Source organism: Microbacterium sp., from assembly GCF_052099035.1.
In the GTDB taxonomy this organism is placed as follows: Bacteria; Actinomycetota; Actinomycetes; order Actinomycetales; family Microbacteriaceae; genus Microbacterium.
In genome coordinates, this window is sequence record NZ_JBQDSX010000011.1 from 1 (window position 1) to 15,121 (window position 15,121).

Here is a 15,121-nt window from a genome sequence, read left to right on the forward strand (position 1 = left end):
CGATAGTTCGACGCTCAGAACCCGGGAAACTACACCAGCCCAGGGGACGTCACCCGCCGAAACCACAACATGGCACGCCCGATGGTGACGCGATCCTGGCGATTCAGAAACTTTGTACTCAAGGGAGGAGCGCAGCTGGCGGCCTTCGCCGCACGCCGTCCTACCAAAGACATCGATCCCCAAGCCGCCGGGCTGTCCAACGATCATTGAGATAGCTTGTCACTATGGTTCGAGAGGAGATGGGAGCAGCGCGAGGCATCACCTTGCAGCAGCTGAGATATTTCGTCGAGGTCGCCGCAGAAGGCTCGATCAGCGCTGCTGCTGACCTGTTGTATGTGTCACAGCCGACGATGTCCGCCGCGTTGAGGGAGATCGAGAACCGCACCGGCTGCACGCTCTTCATCCGCTCCACCCGCGGCGTGATGCTCACCGAGGACGGTACTGAGTTCCTCGGGTATGCGCGCCAAGTGGTTGAGCAGTCAGAGCTCCTGGAACAGCGCTACCTCGGCCGCCCGCCGTCGCGACGGCTTCTTGCCGTGTCCACGCAGCACTACTCATTCGTGGTCGACGCCTTCGTGCGGATGGTGAAGGCGTCCGACGCGGACGAGTATGCCTTCAGCCTTCGTGAGACCCGTACATGGGAGATCATCGAAGACGTCCGCACGCTGCGAAGCGAGCTGGGTGTGCTCTATCGGAACGACTTCAACCGAAATGTCATCGATAAGTTGCTCCGCGACTCCGGGCTCGCGTTCACCCCGTTGTTCCTCGCCACTCCGCACATCTTCATCGCCCGGACGAACCCGCTTGCCGAGCGCGCACGCGTCACTCTCGCCGATCTCGAGGAACTTCCCCGCCTCACGTTCGATCAGGGAGCGAACAACTCGTTCTACTTCGCTGAGGAGATCCTCTCCACCCGCTCGTCGAAGCAGGACATCCGGGTAAGCGACCGGGCGACCATCTTCAACCTCATGATCGGTCTCGGTGGATATACGATTTCCACCGGCATCATCTCCGACGACCTCGATCCGTCGATCATCGCCGTTCCGCTCGACGTCGACGAGCGCATCGAGATCGGCTGGATCGGACAGACCTCCATCTCGTTGACGGCCCAGGCGCAGAGTTTCGTCGCAGAGATGCGCGACGTGGTGGCGGATTTCGGGGTAGAGCTTCTGGCATAGGGAAAAGCTCTGACTACGTATTGTGACAACTGATGGGGCTATGGCCGGTAGGTGTACTTACACTGAGGTCTCGACACGTGAATCCATGATTTTCCGCGGATCCCGAGACCTTGAGGCATCACACCACCATGACGCATCACACCACCGTGACGAACGAATGTGCTTTCCGCATCAGCACAACGCGCTTCGATGAGGACTACGCCCCGTCGTCCAACTCTCGGAGTACCACCAACTTCGCGAATCTGGCTCGGGGTGAGAATCGTCAGCAGAACCTTCGCAATGCTCTGACAATGATTGACAACCGCTTCAACGAGCTGGCGCACTGGGACAACCCGCGCCGCAATCGCTACGCTGTCGAGCTCGACATCGTGTCGGTCGACCTGCAGATCGACGCTGCTGGCGACGACGTCGCATTTCCGCTGATCGAAGTCCTCGACGTGCAGATCCTCGACACGCAGACCGGCACGCGCATCGACGGGATCGTGGGCAACAACTTCTCGTCGTACGTCCGCGACTACGACTTCAGCGTGCGGCTGCCGGCGCACGCGGCGAGCACGTCCGGAGGCGGCATCCCGAGCGACTTCGGAGAACTCCACGGCAAGCTCTTCGAGCGCTTCCTGGAGTCGGATGCCTATCAGGAGCGATTCTCGCAACTGCCGGTCATCTGCATCAGTGTGTCGACGTCGCGCACGTATCGTCAGCTCGCGAACCAGCATCCGATCCTCGGGGTCGAATACCAGCAGGACGAGTACTCCCTGACCGATCAGTACTTCGGGAAGATGGGGCTGAAGGTCCGCTACTTCATGCCTCCCGGCGCCGTCGCGCCGCTGGCGTTCTATCACCGCGGCGACCTGCTCAACGACTACACTCCGCTGGCCCTCGCCGGGACGATCGCCACGATGGAGACGTTCCAAAAGATCTACCGCCCGGAGATCTACAACGCGAACGCCACGGCCGCCGAGGTCTATCAGCCGAGCCTTGAGAACCACGGGCACTCACTGACGCAGGTCTCCTACGATCGTGACGAGCGCAGTCAGCTCGCCGTCACGCAAGGCAGATTCACCGACGTGAGCCTGATGGAACCCTACGGCGACATTCTTGAGCGGTGGGCTGCTCGAGAGCCCGTCTGACTGCACGCTACGCAAGGAATCACCGATGAATGCACTGCTGCCCACCTCGATCGTCGGGAGCCTCCCGAAACCGTCCTGGCTCTCAGAGCCGGAGAAGCTCTGGTCGCCGTGGAGGCTTCACGGCGACGAACTGCGGGAAGGTGCGCTCGACGCGCAGGCGCTGGCGGCAGACGAGCAGCGCCGCGCAGGTCTGGACATCATCAGTGACGGCGAACAGACTCGCCAGCATTTCGTCACCACCTTTATCGAGCACCTCAGCGGGGTCGACTTCGAGCGACGCGAGACGGTCCGCATCCGCAACCGCTACGACGCGAGCGTCCCCACTGTCGTCGATGCAGTACGCCGTGAGAAGTCCGTGTTCGCGGACGATGCGAAGCGTCTCCGCGCCCTGACGGATCAGCCCATCAAGTGGGCGCTGCCCGGCCCGATGACGATGATCGACACGCTGTACGATGCCCACTACAACAGCCGCGAGAAGCTCGCGTGGGAGTTCGCGACCATCCTCAACCAGGAAGCACGAGAGCTCGAGGCCGTAGGCGTCGACATCATCCAGTTCGACGAGCCCGCCTTCAACGTCTTCTTCGACGAGGTGAACGACTGGGGCATAGCCGCGCTCGAGCGAGCCACGGAGGGCTTGCGATGCGAGACAGCCGTGCACATCTGTTACGGGTATGGCATCGAGGCGAACAACGAGTGGAAGGCGACGCTGGGCGAGGAATGGCGCCAGTACGAGCAGTCATTCCCGCTCCTTCAGCAGTCCTCGATCGACATCGTCTCGCTGGAGAGCCACAATTCTCACGTGCCGCTCGAGCTGATGGAGCTCCTTCGCGGCAAGAAGGTGATGATCGGGGCGATCGACGTCGCGAGCAACACCGTCGAGGCGCCGGGAGACGTCGCCGCTACGCTCCGGAGCGCTCTTGCTTTCGTCGATGCTGACAAGCTCTACCCGAGCACCAACTGCGGCATGGCACCGTTGCCGCGACACGTTGCGCGCGACAAGATGATCGCGCTCGTCGCTGGAGCCGAGATCGTCCGCGCCGAACAGGCAGGCTGAGCACGCTCTCGCAGGAGTAGGCGGATCTCGAGAGGATCACCCCCGCGCCCGCGCCACGATGATCCCGCGCTGCGATTCCCAGAACCCGTCGAGCATGCTTCGCAGCTGAGTGGCATCCACGTCGGCACCGAACGCCTCCGCTCCTGGCTCCAGCATGATGCCGTTGGCGAGCGGGCCCGCCGACACGGGGTCGAACCCCAGATCGTTCACGAGCGAGGCGACAGTGGCGACAGCATCCGCATCATCACCGGCAATCGCGATCGCCTTGCGATCGGGGGATGCCGTCGGGCGAGCTTCATCCTCGAGATCTTGATATCCCATGTGACTGAGCGCTTTCACGACGCGCGCGCCCGACAGATGCGCCTGCACGAGTTCGCTGGTGGACGTGCGCGGGTCGGCGAGATCGTCGCGGATGCCGTCGGACGCCCACCAGTAGTTCATCGCATCGATCACGAGCCTTCCGCGCAGTGCTTCTGCCGGTAGCATCCGGTACTCGCCGAGAGGAAGCGCGAGGATGACGGCATCCGATTCGGCGATGACTGTCGCCATTGACGCTGCGGTGGCTCCGATCGCCGCCATCCGCGGTGCGATCAGGGCCGGGTCGCCGGAGCTAGCGACGAGCACGCGCATACCGACCGACGTCGCGAGCCGAGCGAGGACGGTGCCGAGCCTGCCTGCCCCCAGAATGCCGAGGGTCTCTACGCTGCGCGGAGTCACACCGCCATCGTAGAGCCGCACCTTCGACGACCGCCTGCGAGGCAGGGGTGAGATGAGGTGATGACGCGGGGTGATGGGCCTGGTTACACACCGGGTGAAGAATGGCGCCGATCGCGCCGCCGTGCTGATCACGCTCCCTAGTATGTGAGCGTCTGGGACAAGTCGACTCGGGATGGCCGAGAAGGTGAACAAGAGAACGGATGTGTTAACGGATTATGTGCACACGAGTGGTATGGCCTGACGCCAACGGTTCAGTCATCGTCGGTCGCAATATGGATTTCCACATGGACCTCCTGACGAACCTCTGGAAGTTCCCGCGGGGTATCGAGCGCACCGACGGCGTGAACGGCGACCTCACCTGGAAGGCGAAGTACGGCAGCATCGTTGCCACGGCTTTCGACCTGATCGCCACCGATGGCATGAACGAGGAAGGATTCGCCGGTCACATTCTGTGGCTCGCTGAGTCCGAGTACGGCAAGCCGAAGGACAGCGACACGCAGTTGAGCCAGGCGATCTGGCTGCAGTACTACCTCGACAACTTCGCCACGGTCGCGGAAGCAGTGGAGTGGACGAACTCGTCTCAGGTCAAGATCTCACAGCTCTTCGACCCGACCGGCCACCTGGTGCCCACGTTGCACCTGGCGATCAATGACGCCTCGGGCGACTCGGCGATCATCGAGTACACCGATGGCAACGCGAAGGTCTATCACAGCCGTGACTACCAGGTCATGACCAACTCCCCGACGTTCGACAAGCAGCTCGAGCTCGTGAAGCAGATCGATGGTCTCGGCGGCAAGGATCACCTCCCCGGCTCGACGCTCGCGAGCGACCGCTTTGCCCGTGCGTCCTACTACGTGGCTCACCAGGTGCAGCCGAAGACGCAGATCGAAGCGATCGCGGCGATGTTCAGCATCATCCGCAACGCCGCTCAGCCGTTCCGTACACCGGAGCCCGGCAAGCCCGACGCGTCGCAGACGATCTGGCAGGTCGTGCTCGACCTCACCAACAAGCGCTACGTCTTCAGCTCCACCACGCGCCCGAACCTCATCTGGGTCGACCTCGACGAGGTCAGCTTCGCCGAGGGCACCAAGACGCTGAAGCTCGAGCTCGTCACCCGTGACGCGCTCGAAACGGGCTTCGCAGGCAACGTGAGCCACCAGTTCAAAGACCCGGGTGAGCTGGCGCTCGGAGCCGTGGACACGGGAGTCAAGGCACTGGAATTCGTCGCGAAGAAGCAGGATGAGTTCGCTGCCGTCTCGAAGGTCGTCCAGTCGCTGGTCGGCAAGAAGGACAAGAAGAAGTCGTAGTTCTCGTCTCAGAGGAGGAGCCATTCGGTGCACAGGCCGAATGGCTCCTCCTCTTTGCAGTGTCGAGCTCTTTGCGGTGTCGGGCCCGCCCCGGCGCCTCGACATTCCTCGGGGGAGATCGTAGAGTTCAGCCATGGCAGACATCGATGTGGACATGCTGGTCATCGGTTGGGGGAAGGGCGGAAAGACGCTCGCCGGAGCCCTGGGCAGGCAAGGCCGCTCGGTGGCGCTCGTGGAGCAGTCGGCCGCGATGTACGGCGGCAGCTGCATCAACATCGCATGCATCCCCACGAAGGACCTCGTCGACAGCGCCTCGAAGCGGCGTCCGGGTGATGACGCGGGAGCCTGGTTCACGGATGCCGTCGCCGGACGCGATGCGCTCACCGACAAGCTGCGGGCCCGAAACCACGAGATGCTCGCCGAGGTCGATACCGTCACCCTGGTGGACGGTAGCGCCCGGTTCACCGGCACGAACGACGTCGAGGTGACGGCGGGCACCGATGTTCTCCGCATTCACGCCGAGAAGATCGTGATCAATACGGGAACGGAACCTGCAGCACCGAAGTTCTCCGTCGACAGCACGCGGGTGTTCGATTCCACGACGATTCAGCATGTCGATCCGCTCCCGGAGCGGCTCGCCATCGTCGGCGGCGGTTACGTCGGTGTGGAGTTCGCGGGCATGTTCTCGAAGTTCGGTTCGCGCGTGACGCTCATCGACCACGGTCAGACCTTCATGAAGAACGAGGATCGCGACGTGGCGGATGCTGCCCGCAGCCTGCTCAAGGAATCAGGCGTGGAGATTGTCCTCGGTGGGGACGTGCGCGGCATCCGCGATGAGGAAGGCACGGCAGTCATCGACCTCACGATCGGAGGGGAACCCCGAGAACTCGTGGTGGATGCCGTGCTGGTGGCTGTCGGCCGACAGCCGTTGACCGATGATCTCGGGCTCGAGAACGCCGGCGTCTCGGTCGACGAGCGCGGCTACGTCACGGTGGACGAGCACCTGCGCACGTCTGCGTCGCACATCTTCGCCGTCGGCGATGTCAACGGCGGGCCCCAGTTCACCTACATCTCGCTCGATGACAACCGGATCGTCATGGATCAGCTCGGTGGCTCCGGCAAGCGTTCGACCGAAGATCGTGTCGCCGTGCCGTACACGGTCTTCCTCACGCCGCCGCTCGCCCGTGTCGGGATGAACGAGGCGGAGGCGCGGGAGAGCGGTCGGAGCGTGCTGGTCGCATCGAAAGCGATCGCCGACATCGCCGCGATGCCCCGCCCGAAGATCGTCGGCGAGACGCACGGACTGATCACGGTGCTCATCGACGCCGACACCGACCTGGTCCTCGGGGCCACCGTGTTCGGGATCGACGCGCAGGAAGTGATCAATCTGCTCGCGCTCGCGATGCGTCAGGGCGTCACGGCGAGCGAACTGCGCGACAGCATCTGGACGCATCCGTCGAGTACCGAGGCGCTCAACGAGGTGCTCGCCTCGACGAAGCCCCTGCGGGTCTGAGGTCAGTCGGCGGCGACGGATGCTCTGTTTCGGCGCATCTGCCGCACGCGCAGGAAGATCCACACGACGACCGCGACGATCACGAGAGCGATGACGATCTTCTGGAAGACGCCTGCGTACTGCTCAATGATGTGCCAGTTGGCTCCGAGGTAGAAGCCCGCGAGCACGAAGATCGTGTTCCAGATCGCGCTGCCGGCCAGCGTCAGCAGCGTGAAGCGCACCAACGGCATCCGCTCGATGCCCGCAGGGATCGAGATCAGACTGCGGAAGATCGGGATCATCCGGCCGAAGAACACCGCCTTCGAGCCGTGCCTATCGAACCACGCTTCGGTGCGCTCGACATCTTCGGTCTTGATCAGCGGCAGCCGTTCGGCGATCGCATACATGCGGCGCCGCCCGAGCCAGGCGCCGACCCCGTACAGAGCCAGCGCGCCCACGACCGAACCGACAGTCGTCCAGATCAGGACCTCGACGAGGCCGAGCGTCCCCTTTGCCGCGGTGAACCCGGCAAGAGGCAGGATGATCTCACTCGGCAGCGGCGGGAACAGGTTCTCCAGGGCGATGGCGACGCCGGCACCGAATCCACCCAGGGTCTCCATGAGGGAGACAGCCCACGCAGCGATCGCATTGAGGTTCTCGGCTCCGGCATCCATGGACTCCAGCGTAGGGAAGCGTACCTGTGGATCCCCGTAGAGCTCGCCGCCGTCCGCGGCGGAATGGGTACCCGGGTGAGCGCCCGAGTTCGTAGGCTGTAGCCATGGACAGAACGATCATCATCGGGGTTCCGGCAGCGATTGCGCACGGGCATCGCGTCGAGGTGGTCGAACGCGCGGACGAGAACGGCGAGCGCGTGGTCCTCGTGGTCACGGACCTGGAGACCCGCGTCCGGTATCAGCACGGCGCCGCGGTCATGGGAACGGCGACCTGGGTCGGGCGGGTGCTGGAGTGCACGATCAACACCAGCCGGGCGGGGATCAGCACGACCCTGCTGGTGGATCCCGTCGGGCCCGGCGCTGCTGAAGCCGACATCGCGTTGCGCGGAGCGGATGCTGCGGCATCCGCCGTTACGGATGAAGCGCTGCGCTGGGGTGGCAGCGACCGCAAGCCCGAACCAGAACCGCCACGCTTCTGGTGAGCTGCTTTTCTGGCGAGCGCTCATCGTGACTGCAACGCCGCGAGGATGACATCTGAGACCGCCTCTGGGGCATCTAGCGGTGCGATGTGACCGGCGCCCGGGATGACGCTTTCGACGATGCTTTCGGCAGCGGCCCACCGCGGCATGGCGGTCGCGATATTGCCGGTGCGGTCTTCCGCGCCGCGGATGAGCGTCAGCGGAACGGGTGAACGATACGTCGGATCAGGGCCGACCAGCGCGAGCGTGGCGCGCCAGACATCGAGGAACACATGCTTGGGCATGCGCGCGAAGCAGTCCCTCGCATAGTCGATCGCGCCGGGCGTGGTGGCGGATGCTGTCGCCATGAGGTTCGGTAGTCGGGAGGACGGGATCATGGCCAACGAGGGTGCCGCGATTCGGAGTGCGAATCGCTCCGGCCCAGTGAGGGGGCCGGCGTTCCAGGTCGAGTCGACCACCACCAGCCGGCCGGCGCGGTTCGGGTGACGTCTGGCGAGTTCCTGTACGAGATTGCCGCCCAGCGAGTGACCCACGAGTATTGGTGATGGCACTGCCAGATGATCGAGAAGTGCGGAGAGATCGTCGAGGGCATCCTCGCCGCGGAAGCGGATGCCGCTGTCGAGAAGCGAATCGCCGTGACCGCGCAGATCCCAGTTGATGACCCGGAATCCGGCGTTCCTCACAGCGGTGGACTGTGCCTCGAACATCGCGTTGTCGACGCCCGCGCCGTGGGTGAAGACGACAGCGTCACCGGAACCGCCGCTGTCGCTGTAGCGGAGAGCGGCACCGGGGCGCGGCAATATCTCGGTCAACTGCGCCATGCGTCGAGCGTAGCAAGTGGCATCAGCGGAAGTCGCGGGAGCGGTGCTCCATTCCGGTGCGCAGATCCTGGAAGGCATCCGCAAGCACGTTGACCACTCCTTCGGGGGACCGCTCGAGGATGCCCCGCACGATGAGCGCGGGAGAATCTCGAGCGATGCGACGGTAACGGTTCCACACCCCGGTCGAGCAGACCACGTTGACCAGCCCGTGCTCGTCCTCGAGGTTGAGGAAAGTGACCCCGGCGGCCGTCGCCGGACGCTGTCGGTGGGTGACCAGGCCCGCCACCTCGATGCGCCGGCCGACCTCGTGCGCACGCAGCTGATCGGCTGTGAGGACGCCGCGATCGTTCAGCGCCGTGCGGAAGTGCGTCATGGGGTGATCGTCGATGGAGACGCCGGTCGTCGACAGGTCTGAGGCGAGGAGCTCATAGCTGGTCTGATCCGCGAACAGCGGCGGCTGCACGGACACCGTCGTGCCGGGAAGGTAGCGGGCCCGGTCTTCGGCGGCGGCTCCGGCGAGCCACACCGCCTCGCGGCGGCTGAGACCCAGGCAATCGAAGGCCCCCGCTGTCGCCAGCGCCTCCACCTGAGCGGCTGTGGCATCCGTGCGTCGCACCAGATCAGGCAGATCGCGGTAGGGGCCGTTCGCGTCGCGTTCGGCGGCGATGCGCTCTGCCATCGGCACACCGATGCCGCGGACGCTTGCGAGCCCCAGTCGCACGGCGAACGCACCATCGCGGCGATGCGCTGCTGACTGATCGGGTGCATCCCGATCGAACTCGCCCGGTGTCGGCTGCTCGTAGACGGCGCAGGAATCCTGACCGGTCGCACCGGCAGCATCTCCGACGCGCTCGAGCGTCGTCGAGGCGGCCGAAGCCTGCAGATCCGGGCGTCGTACCTGTACGCCGTGCCGCCGGGCATCGGAGGTGAGCGTGGCCGCAGAGTAGAACCCCATCGGCTGCGCGTTCAGAAGACCAGCCAGAAACGCAGCCGGATAGTGCAGTTTCACCCATGAGCTGGCATAGACCAGCAGCGCGAACGATAGCGAGTGCGATTCGGCGAACCCGAAGTTCGAGAACGCCTGAATCTGCTCGTAGATGCGATCGGACTGTTCGGGCGAGAGACCATGGCGCGCCATGCCGGCGTACAGCTTGTCTCGGATGCTGTCGATCCTCTCCAGCCCGCGCTTGGAGCCCATCGCACGCCGGAGGGTATCTGCCTCATCGGCCGTGCAATCGCCGATGGTCGTCGCCATCTGGATGAGCTGCTCCTGGAACACCGGAATCCCCATGGTGCGCTCCAGCACCGGTTTCAGCGCAGGATGCGGGTACGTGACCTTGTCGGTGCCCATCTTGCGGCGCACGAACGGATGCACGGCCCCGCCCTGAATGGGGCCGGGGCGGATGAGCGCGATCTGAATGGCGAGATCGTAGAAGCGTCGCGGCTGCAGCCGGGGGAGCAGACCGATCTGCGCGCGGGACTCCACCTGGAACACGCCGATCGAGTCGGCACGGCACAGCATGTCGTAGACCGCTGCTTCCTCTTTGGGGATCGTCTCCAGCATCCATCTCTCACCGGTAGATGCCGAGATGAGATCGAAGCAGTTCTGCAGAGCTGCGAGCATGCCGAGCCCGAGCAGATCGAACTTCACCAGCCCCATCCACGCCGCGTCGTCCTTGTCCCACTGGATGACGGTGCGATTCTCCATGCGCGCATGCTCGACGGGCACGACCTCGCCGACCGGGCGCGCGGTGAGCACCATCCCGCCGGAATGGATGCCGAGATGCCGCGGAGCCTTCAACACCTCACCGGCATACTCCAGCACCGTCTCGGGGATGTCATGGCCGTCGACGGCTTCGAGACCCGACCCCCAGCCGTCGACCTGGCGGGACCACGCATCCTGCTGGCCGGGGGAATATCCCAGCGCCCTCGCCATATCGCGCACGGCATTCTTCGGACGGTACTGGATGACGTTCGCCACCTGAGCTGCGCACTCGCGCCCGTACTGCTCGTAGACCCACTGGATAATCTCCTCGCGGCGACCCGAGTCGAAATCCACGTCGATGTCGGGCTCCTCCTCACGGGTGCTCGCGAGGAACCGCTCGAACGGCAGCCCGTACAGGATCGGATCGACAGCGGTGATCCCCAGCAGATAGCAGACCGCGCTCGCCGCCGCCGACCCACGCCCCTGGCAGAGGATGCCGCGGCGCTTGGCCTCGGTCACGATGCCGTGCACGATGAGGAAGTATCCGGGAAAGTCCTTCTCAGCGATCACGTTCAACTCGCGTTCGATCCGGGCGCGCCCGGCATCGTCGAGGCGCGGATACCGGGCGGGTACGGCATCCCACACCAGGTGCCGCAGCCAGCTCATCGGCGTGTGTCCGTCCGGCACCTTCTGCTGCGGCAGAGCGGGGCGCGCTCGCCGCAGCTCGAACGCCGACTCCTCAGCGATACGCAGCCCGTGCGAGATCGCACCGGGGTAGCGGCGGAACCGTTCGGTCATCTCCGCACCGCTGCGCAGGTGTGCCGCCCCGTGAGACGGCATCCACCCATCGAGCTCATCCATGCTGCGCACCGCCCGCACCGCCGCGACGGCCTCGGCGAGTCCCGCGCGGTGGGGCGCGGCGTAGTGCACGTTGTTCGTCGCCACCAGGGGGAGCCGATGTGCCCGCGCGAGGTCGGCAAGAGCATCGTTGCGACGCGAGTCCTGCGGGTCGCCATGGTCGAACAGCTCGACGGCCACACTGTCCTGCCCGAACAGGTCGACAAGGCGCCGCAGGGGAGTCTCGGCATCGCCTCGGGCAAGGCCCTGTCGGACACCGCCCTTGCGGCAGCCGGTGAGGATCGTCCACTGCCCCTCCGCGCTCGCCGCGAGGTCGTCGAGATCGTAGACCGGGCGGCCTTTCTCACCACCGCGCAGCTGCGCACGGGTGATCACACCGGAAAGCCGGTGGTACCCCTCCATGCCGCGAGCGAGCACGAGCAGATGCTCGCCGACGGGATCAGGGACACCGCCCTGCGGGGCGGGAAGATCCAGCGACAGCTCAGCGCCGAAGACGGTCTGCAGCGGAGACTTCATAAGGTCTGCCGATTCGGCGAACCGTGCTGCGCCGTAGAACCCGTCGTGGTCGGTGATCGCGAGGGCGGTGAGGCCGAGCCGGGTGGCTTCGGCGAGCAGTTCCTCTGGCGGGGAGGCGCCATCGAGAAACGAGTAGGAGGTATGCGCGTGCAGTTCGGCATAGGGGACGGCGTTCTCAGGAGGCTCGACCGGCGGCGGAGGCGCGGCCTTGCGTCGCCGTCTGACCGGCCCGGGGTCGGCTCTGGTCATCGGCGGTTCTGCAGAGCCGTGACCGCTGAGGGTCTTCTCGAGCTCCTTCCACGACATCGCCGGGTTGTGAAAGCCCATCAGCGATACCGCCCCTCGGCCCACCAGGAGCCGTCCTCCCAGAGCACGAGCCATGCACGCTGGGACTCATCGACGATCTGGAAACGCTGTGCCGTTCGTGCCTGCACGGCATCCCACGCCCGCTCGCGCAAGGGCCAGGGGCCCGCCCAACTGAGCACCGGCACGTCTTCGATCCGGGCAGGAGGGGCCGACAGCGCCCCGCGCTCATCGACGGATGGAGCGCTGCCGTCGGCACTTGTCACACGGGTAGGCACCGGGGGCGTGAAGACTTCAGACGGGAGCGGGGCCGGGAGGCTTCCCGGCCAGGGGAGCGCAGTGCTCCGCTCGTGCGGTGTCTTGTCGCCCCAGGGCTGGAGCAGTTGCCGTTCGGCGAGTCGGCGTCCACCCGTGACCTGCGGTGTGATGACGCCGCGATGCCCGAGCAGGGCCTGAACGCGCGACACGGCGTGGTGCAGGCGCTGCTCAGGGCCCTGCCCGAACAGCCCCGGCTGATGATGCGCGCTGTCGTCGACGCGCGTCGGCGTGATCCGCACCTCGAGGATGCCAGCGCCGACTCGTTCCGTGTCGGCGAGCGCCCCTGCCATCCACTCCAGTTGCCACCGCACGCGGTCGACGAGATCGCTCGCCTCGAACGAGGTCGGATGCATCCAGACCCGAGAAGAAACGCCTCCGTCATCGTCGGTCAGATCGATGCGCACTTCGGTGCACACCTGCGAGAGCTCCGCGAGGCCGGCGGTGACGGCATCCGCTGTCTGGCGCACGGCAAAGGCCACCTGCTCTGCCTGTGCCAGCGGGCCGTCGAACACGATCTCGCGTGCGAGCTGCGGCTCAGGAGCCTGGGGCTGCAGCGGTCGCGAGTCGGATCCCACCGCCAGATCATGCAGGCGCACTCCTCTCTCGCCGAGCCGGTCGCGGACATCGCCGACCTGGAGGGCAGCGAAATCGGCGAGCGTGCGTACGCCGAGTTTCGTCAGCAGCGTCGTGATCTGCTCATCGCCCAGCACCTGGACGGGCAGAGGGGCGAGGAACCCGCGTGCATCCCCCTGTTCGACCACGTGCACCGGCTCTGCCATGCGCGCCGCCTGCTCGGCGGTGAACAGACCGTCCGCGACGCCCGCTCGCGTGCCGGGGTGAGCGTGTGCCTCGAGCGCTTCGATGAGATGCCGAGCTGCCTGCTCCTCACCGCCGTAGAAACGGGCGGCTCCGCGCGCGCGCAACGCGACGAGTCCTGGTCGCAGCGGCTGCACGCCCGGCACCAGCTCTTCGAGCAGCCGCAGCACGGGCAGGAACATCCGCTGCTCCTGCAGGGGATCGGCGGGGAGGATCCGCAGGCCGGGCGAGCGGGTCTGCGCTTGTCTGCGGCGCTGGCCGCGGCGCACTCCCTGCGCACGAGCGGATGCTGAGCAAGCGATGACAGCGTTCGCCTGGATGACGGCGACGGGCTCGTCTCCTGGTGGTGCGCCGAGCGCCGCGCGCACCGGCCAGTCCGGCAGCCACAGCACGAGATGGCGAGGAGGGGCGCTCATCCGGCCACCGCCAGACGGTCAGGAGCGTGCAACGGGGCCACCGGGCGCAGAGGAGCGGGCACGGCGCCCACCCGACCGAGCGAGGTCGGCATCTGCACGCGCACGTGGCGACCGGACTCGAATCGTCGACCCGACGCGTGCAGCGTCACGGTGCGATCGGAGAGCAGACCCCATCCGGTGCCCAGTCCGTGCCATTCGCCCTCCTCCACACGGATCGTCGCTTCGCTCTGCGGCCAGCGCGCAGTGACCAGCAGAGTGCAGCCGCGATCGCGCAGGCGAGCGTTCAGCCGGGCGATGTCGGCATCTGCGACACGACTGCGCGGGTGCACGGCGATGATCGGGATCACTTCGGAGAGAGCAGTGGCGACGGTGAGCCAGCGGGGACCGGGGTCGGGCACGAGGATCAGCCGTTCGAGATCGACACCGAGATCGCCCATCGCCTCGACACCGATCGTGGGCATGCCGATGATCGCGCACCACGATCCCTTCTGCGAGGGGGCGGCGAGGAGAGCACCGAGCAGGCTCGGGGAGGGGGAGATCGAATAGGACGATCCGACGCGCAGCCCGGGATCGGGCAGTAGCCCCTCGAGCGCCGGATCGAGTGGAAGAAAAGGCACGTCGCTGCGACGCCGCTGCATGCGAGAGATCTCGCTGCGCAGTCGATGCACCTCCTGTGCGCGGAGGGCGGTGCTCCCAGTGCCCATATATCCATCCTCGAAGATAAGTACGAATAAAACAAGCTGTTCTCTGATAGTAATTCGCACATCAGACATCGGGGTTATCCACAGGCCCGATCCGCGGCATCCGCATTTCTCGTAACCTTCCGGCATGCCCTTCGTCTTCGTGCACGACGTCTCCGCGTACGACATCGTCGTCATCGCCGTGCACCTGGGGTTGGCGGGAATCGGCATCTGGCTACTGGCGATCGACGCGCGCACGCACCGGCTGCCCAACCGCATCGTGCTGCCGACCCTCGCAGCATCGCTCGTACTGACTGCTGCCGACGCCCTGGTGACGCAGAGCACCGGTGCGCTGATCGGTGCGCTTGCGGGGATGCTGATCCTCGGCGGCTTCTACGCGTTGCTCCGCGGCATCAGCCAGGGAGGCATCGGCGGGGGAGACGTGAAGCTCGCAGCCCTCATCGGCCTGGTGCTGGGCTGGAACGGCTGGCAGGTGCTGGTGATCGGGGCGGCATCCGCATTCGTCCTCGGAGCCTGCTACGCCCTGACGTTGATGGCGCTTCGACGGGCGAACAGATCCACGCGAATCGCATTCGGACCATGGATGATCATCGGCGCCGTTCTGGGCATCGCGATCGGGTGAGGACTATGGTGTGC

The 15,121-nt window shown here is 65.6% G+C and carries 13 protein-coding genes; 7 read left to right on the plus strand and 6 right to left on the minus strand.

Going from position 1 to position 15,121, the window contains the following annotated elements; translation table 11 throughout:
• Positions 1-224: 224 nt before the first annotated feature.
• The 3 genes from ACTIAO_RS05260 to ACTIAO_RS05270 all read left to right on the plus strand — a co-directional run bounded on the left by ACTIAO_RS05260 (position 225) and on the right by ACTIAO_RS05270 (position 3,362).
• Entirely contained in the window at positions 225-1,178 is a 954-nt protein-coding gene (locus ACTIAO_RS05260; protein ID WP_441905219.1) for a LysR family transcriptional regulator, read from the plus strand.
• A 146-nt stretch (positions 1,179-1,324) separates the two neighbouring features.
• A complete protein-coding gene (locus tag ACTIAO_RS05265; protein ID WP_441905289.1) occupies positions 1,325-2,308 on the plus strand; it encodes a putative oxygenase MesX in 984 nt (327 codons plus the stop codon).
• A gap of 25 nt (positions 2,309-2,333) precedes the next feature.
• A complete protein-coding gene (locus ACTIAO_RS05270; protein WP_441905220.1) occupies positions 2,334-3,362 on the plus strand; it encodes a methionine synthase in 1,029 nt (342 codons plus the stop codon).
• A gap of 36 nt (positions 3,363-3,398) precedes the next feature.
• On the opposite strand, the gene ACTIAO_RS05275 is transcribed toward ACTIAO_RS05270, so the two are convergent.
• Positions 3,399-4,079, minus strand: coding sequence for an NADPH-dependent F420 reductase (locus tag ACTIAO_RS05275; protein ID WP_441905221.1), 681 nt, complete (start codon positions 4,077-4,079; stop codon positions 3,399-3,401).
• Positions 4,080-4,294: 215 nt separating this feature from the next.
• Here ACTIAO_RS05275 and ACTIAO_RS05280 point away from each other — a divergent pair, with 215 nt between their 5' ends.
• Together ACTIAO_RS05280 and ACTIAO_RS05285 are read left to right on the plus strand one after the other, a co-directional pair.
• On the plus strand, positions 4,295-5,386 hold the full coding sequence (locus ACTIAO_RS05280) for a linear amide C-N hydrolase (RefSeq protein ID WP_441905222.1): 1,092 nt from the start codon (positions 4,295-4,297) through the stop codon (positions 5,384-5,386).
• Positions 5,387-5,519: 133 nt separating this feature from the next.
• Positions 5,520-6,899 (plus strand): FAD-dependent oxidoreductase, encoded by a 1,380-nt coding sequence (locus ACTIAO_RS05285; protein WP_441905223.1) that lies wholly within the window; start codon positions 5,520-5,522, stop codon positions 6,897-6,899.
• A gap of 2 nt (positions 6,900-6,901) precedes the next feature.
• Here the strand turns inward: ACTIAO_RS05285 and ACTIAO_RS05290 are convergent, their stop codons facing one another.
• Positions 6,902-7,552 (minus strand): DedA family protein, encoded by a 651-nt coding sequence (locus ACTIAO_RS05290; protein WP_441905224.1) that lies wholly within the window; start codon positions 7,550-7,552, stop codon positions 6,902-6,904.
• Between the two features lie 104 nt (positions 7,553-7,656).
• On the opposite strand from ACTIAO_RS05290, the gene ACTIAO_RS05295 reads away from it, so the two are divergent.
• Complete coding sequence (locus tag ACTIAO_RS05295) at positions 7,657-8,034, plus strand: hypothetical protein (protein WP_441905225.1); 378 nt, start codon at positions 7,657-7,659, stop codon at positions 8,032-8,034.
• Positions 8,035-8,054: 20 nt separating this feature from the next.
• Here the strand turns inward: ACTIAO_RS05295 and ACTIAO_RS05300 are convergent, their stop codons facing one another.
• Genes ACTIAO_RS05300 through ACTIAO_RS05315 form a run of 4 tightly spaced genes read right to left on the minus strand, consistent with a single transcriptional unit; the run spans position 8,055 to position 14,488 of the window.
• Positions 8,055-8,852, minus strand: coding sequence for an alpha/beta fold hydrolase (locus ACTIAO_RS05300; RefSeq protein WP_441905226.1), 798 nt, complete (start codon positions 8,850-8,852; stop codon positions 8,055-8,057).
• 22 nt (positions 8,853-8,874) lie between these two features.
• Positions 8,875-12,258, minus strand: a complete 3,384-nt coding sequence (locus ACTIAO_RS05305) for an error-prone DNA polymerase (protein ID WP_441905290.1) — start codon at positions 12,256-12,258, stop codon at positions 8,875-8,877.
• Complete coding sequence (locus ACTIAO_RS05310; protein ID WP_441905227.1) at positions 12,258-13,784, minus strand: DNA polymerase Y family protein; 1,527 nt, start codon at positions 13,782-13,784, stop codon at positions 12,258-12,260. The genes ACTIAO_RS05305 and ACTIAO_RS05310 overlap by 1 nt, the downstream gene beginning before the upstream one ends.
• On the minus strand, positions 13,781-14,488 hold the full coding sequence (locus tag ACTIAO_RS05315) for a hypothetical protein (RefSeq protein ID WP_441905228.1): 708 nt from the start codon (positions 14,486-14,488) through the stop codon (positions 13,781-13,783). The genes ACTIAO_RS05310 and ACTIAO_RS05315 overlap by 4 nt, the downstream gene beginning before the upstream one ends.
• A gap of 124 nt (positions 14,489-14,612) precedes the next feature.
• Here ACTIAO_RS05315 and ACTIAO_RS05320 point away from each other — a divergent pair, with 124 nt between their 5' ends.
• A complete protein-coding gene (locus tag ACTIAO_RS05320; RefSeq protein WP_441905229.1) occupies positions 14,613-15,107 on the plus strand; it encodes a prepilin peptidase in 495 nt (164 codons plus the stop codon).
• Positions 15,108-15,121: the final 14 nt, after the last annotated feature.

Excerpts from the sequence above, each read along its gene's own strand:
- ACTIAO_RS05260 (WP_441905219.1), top strand. The coding sequence starts at position 225 with ATGGTTCGAGAGGAGATGGGAGCAGCGCGAGGCATCACCTTGCAGCAG.
- ACTIAO_RS05270 (WP_441905220.1), top strand. The coding sequence starts at position 2,334 with ATGAATGCACTGCTGCCCACCTCGATCGTCGGGAGCCTCCCGAAACCG.
- ACTIAO_RS05280 (WP_441905222.1), top strand. The coding sequence starts at position 4,295 with ATGTGCACACGAGTGGTATGGCCTGACGCCAACGGTTCAGTCATCGTC.
- ACTIAO_RS05285 (WP_441905223.1), top strand. The coding sequence starts at position 5,520 with ATGGCAGACATCGATGTGGACATGCTGGTCATCGGTTGGGGGAAGGGC.
- ACTIAO_RS05290 (WP_441905224.1), bottom strand. The coding sequence starts at position 7,552 with ATGGATGCCGGAGCCGAGAACCTCAATGCGATCGCTGCGTGGGCTGTC.
- ACTIAO_RS05295 (WP_441905225.1), top strand. The coding sequence starts at position 7,657 with ATGGACAGAACGATCATCATCGGGGTTCCGGCAGCGATTGCGCACGGG.
- ACTIAO_RS05300 (WP_441905226.1), bottom strand. The coding sequence starts at position 8,852 with ATGGCGCAGTTGACCGAGATATTGCCGCGCCCCGGTGCCGCTCTCCGC.
- ACTIAO_RS05305 (WP_441905290.1), bottom strand. The coding sequence starts at position 12,258 with ATGGGCTTTCACAACCCGGCGATGTCGTGGAAGGAGCTCGAGAAGACC.
- ACTIAO_RS05310 (WP_441905227.1), bottom strand. The coding sequence starts at position 13,784 with ATGAGCGCCCCTCCTCGCCATCTCGTGCTGTGGCTGCCGGACTGGCCG.
- ACTIAO_RS05315 (WP_441905228.1), bottom strand. The coding sequence starts at position 14,488 with ATGGGCACTGGGAGCACCGCCCTCCGCGCACAGGAGGTGCATCGACTG.
- ACTIAO_RS05320 (WP_441905229.1), top strand. The coding sequence starts at position 14,613 with ATGCCCTTCGTCTTCGTGCACGACGTCTCCGCGTACGACATCGTCGTC.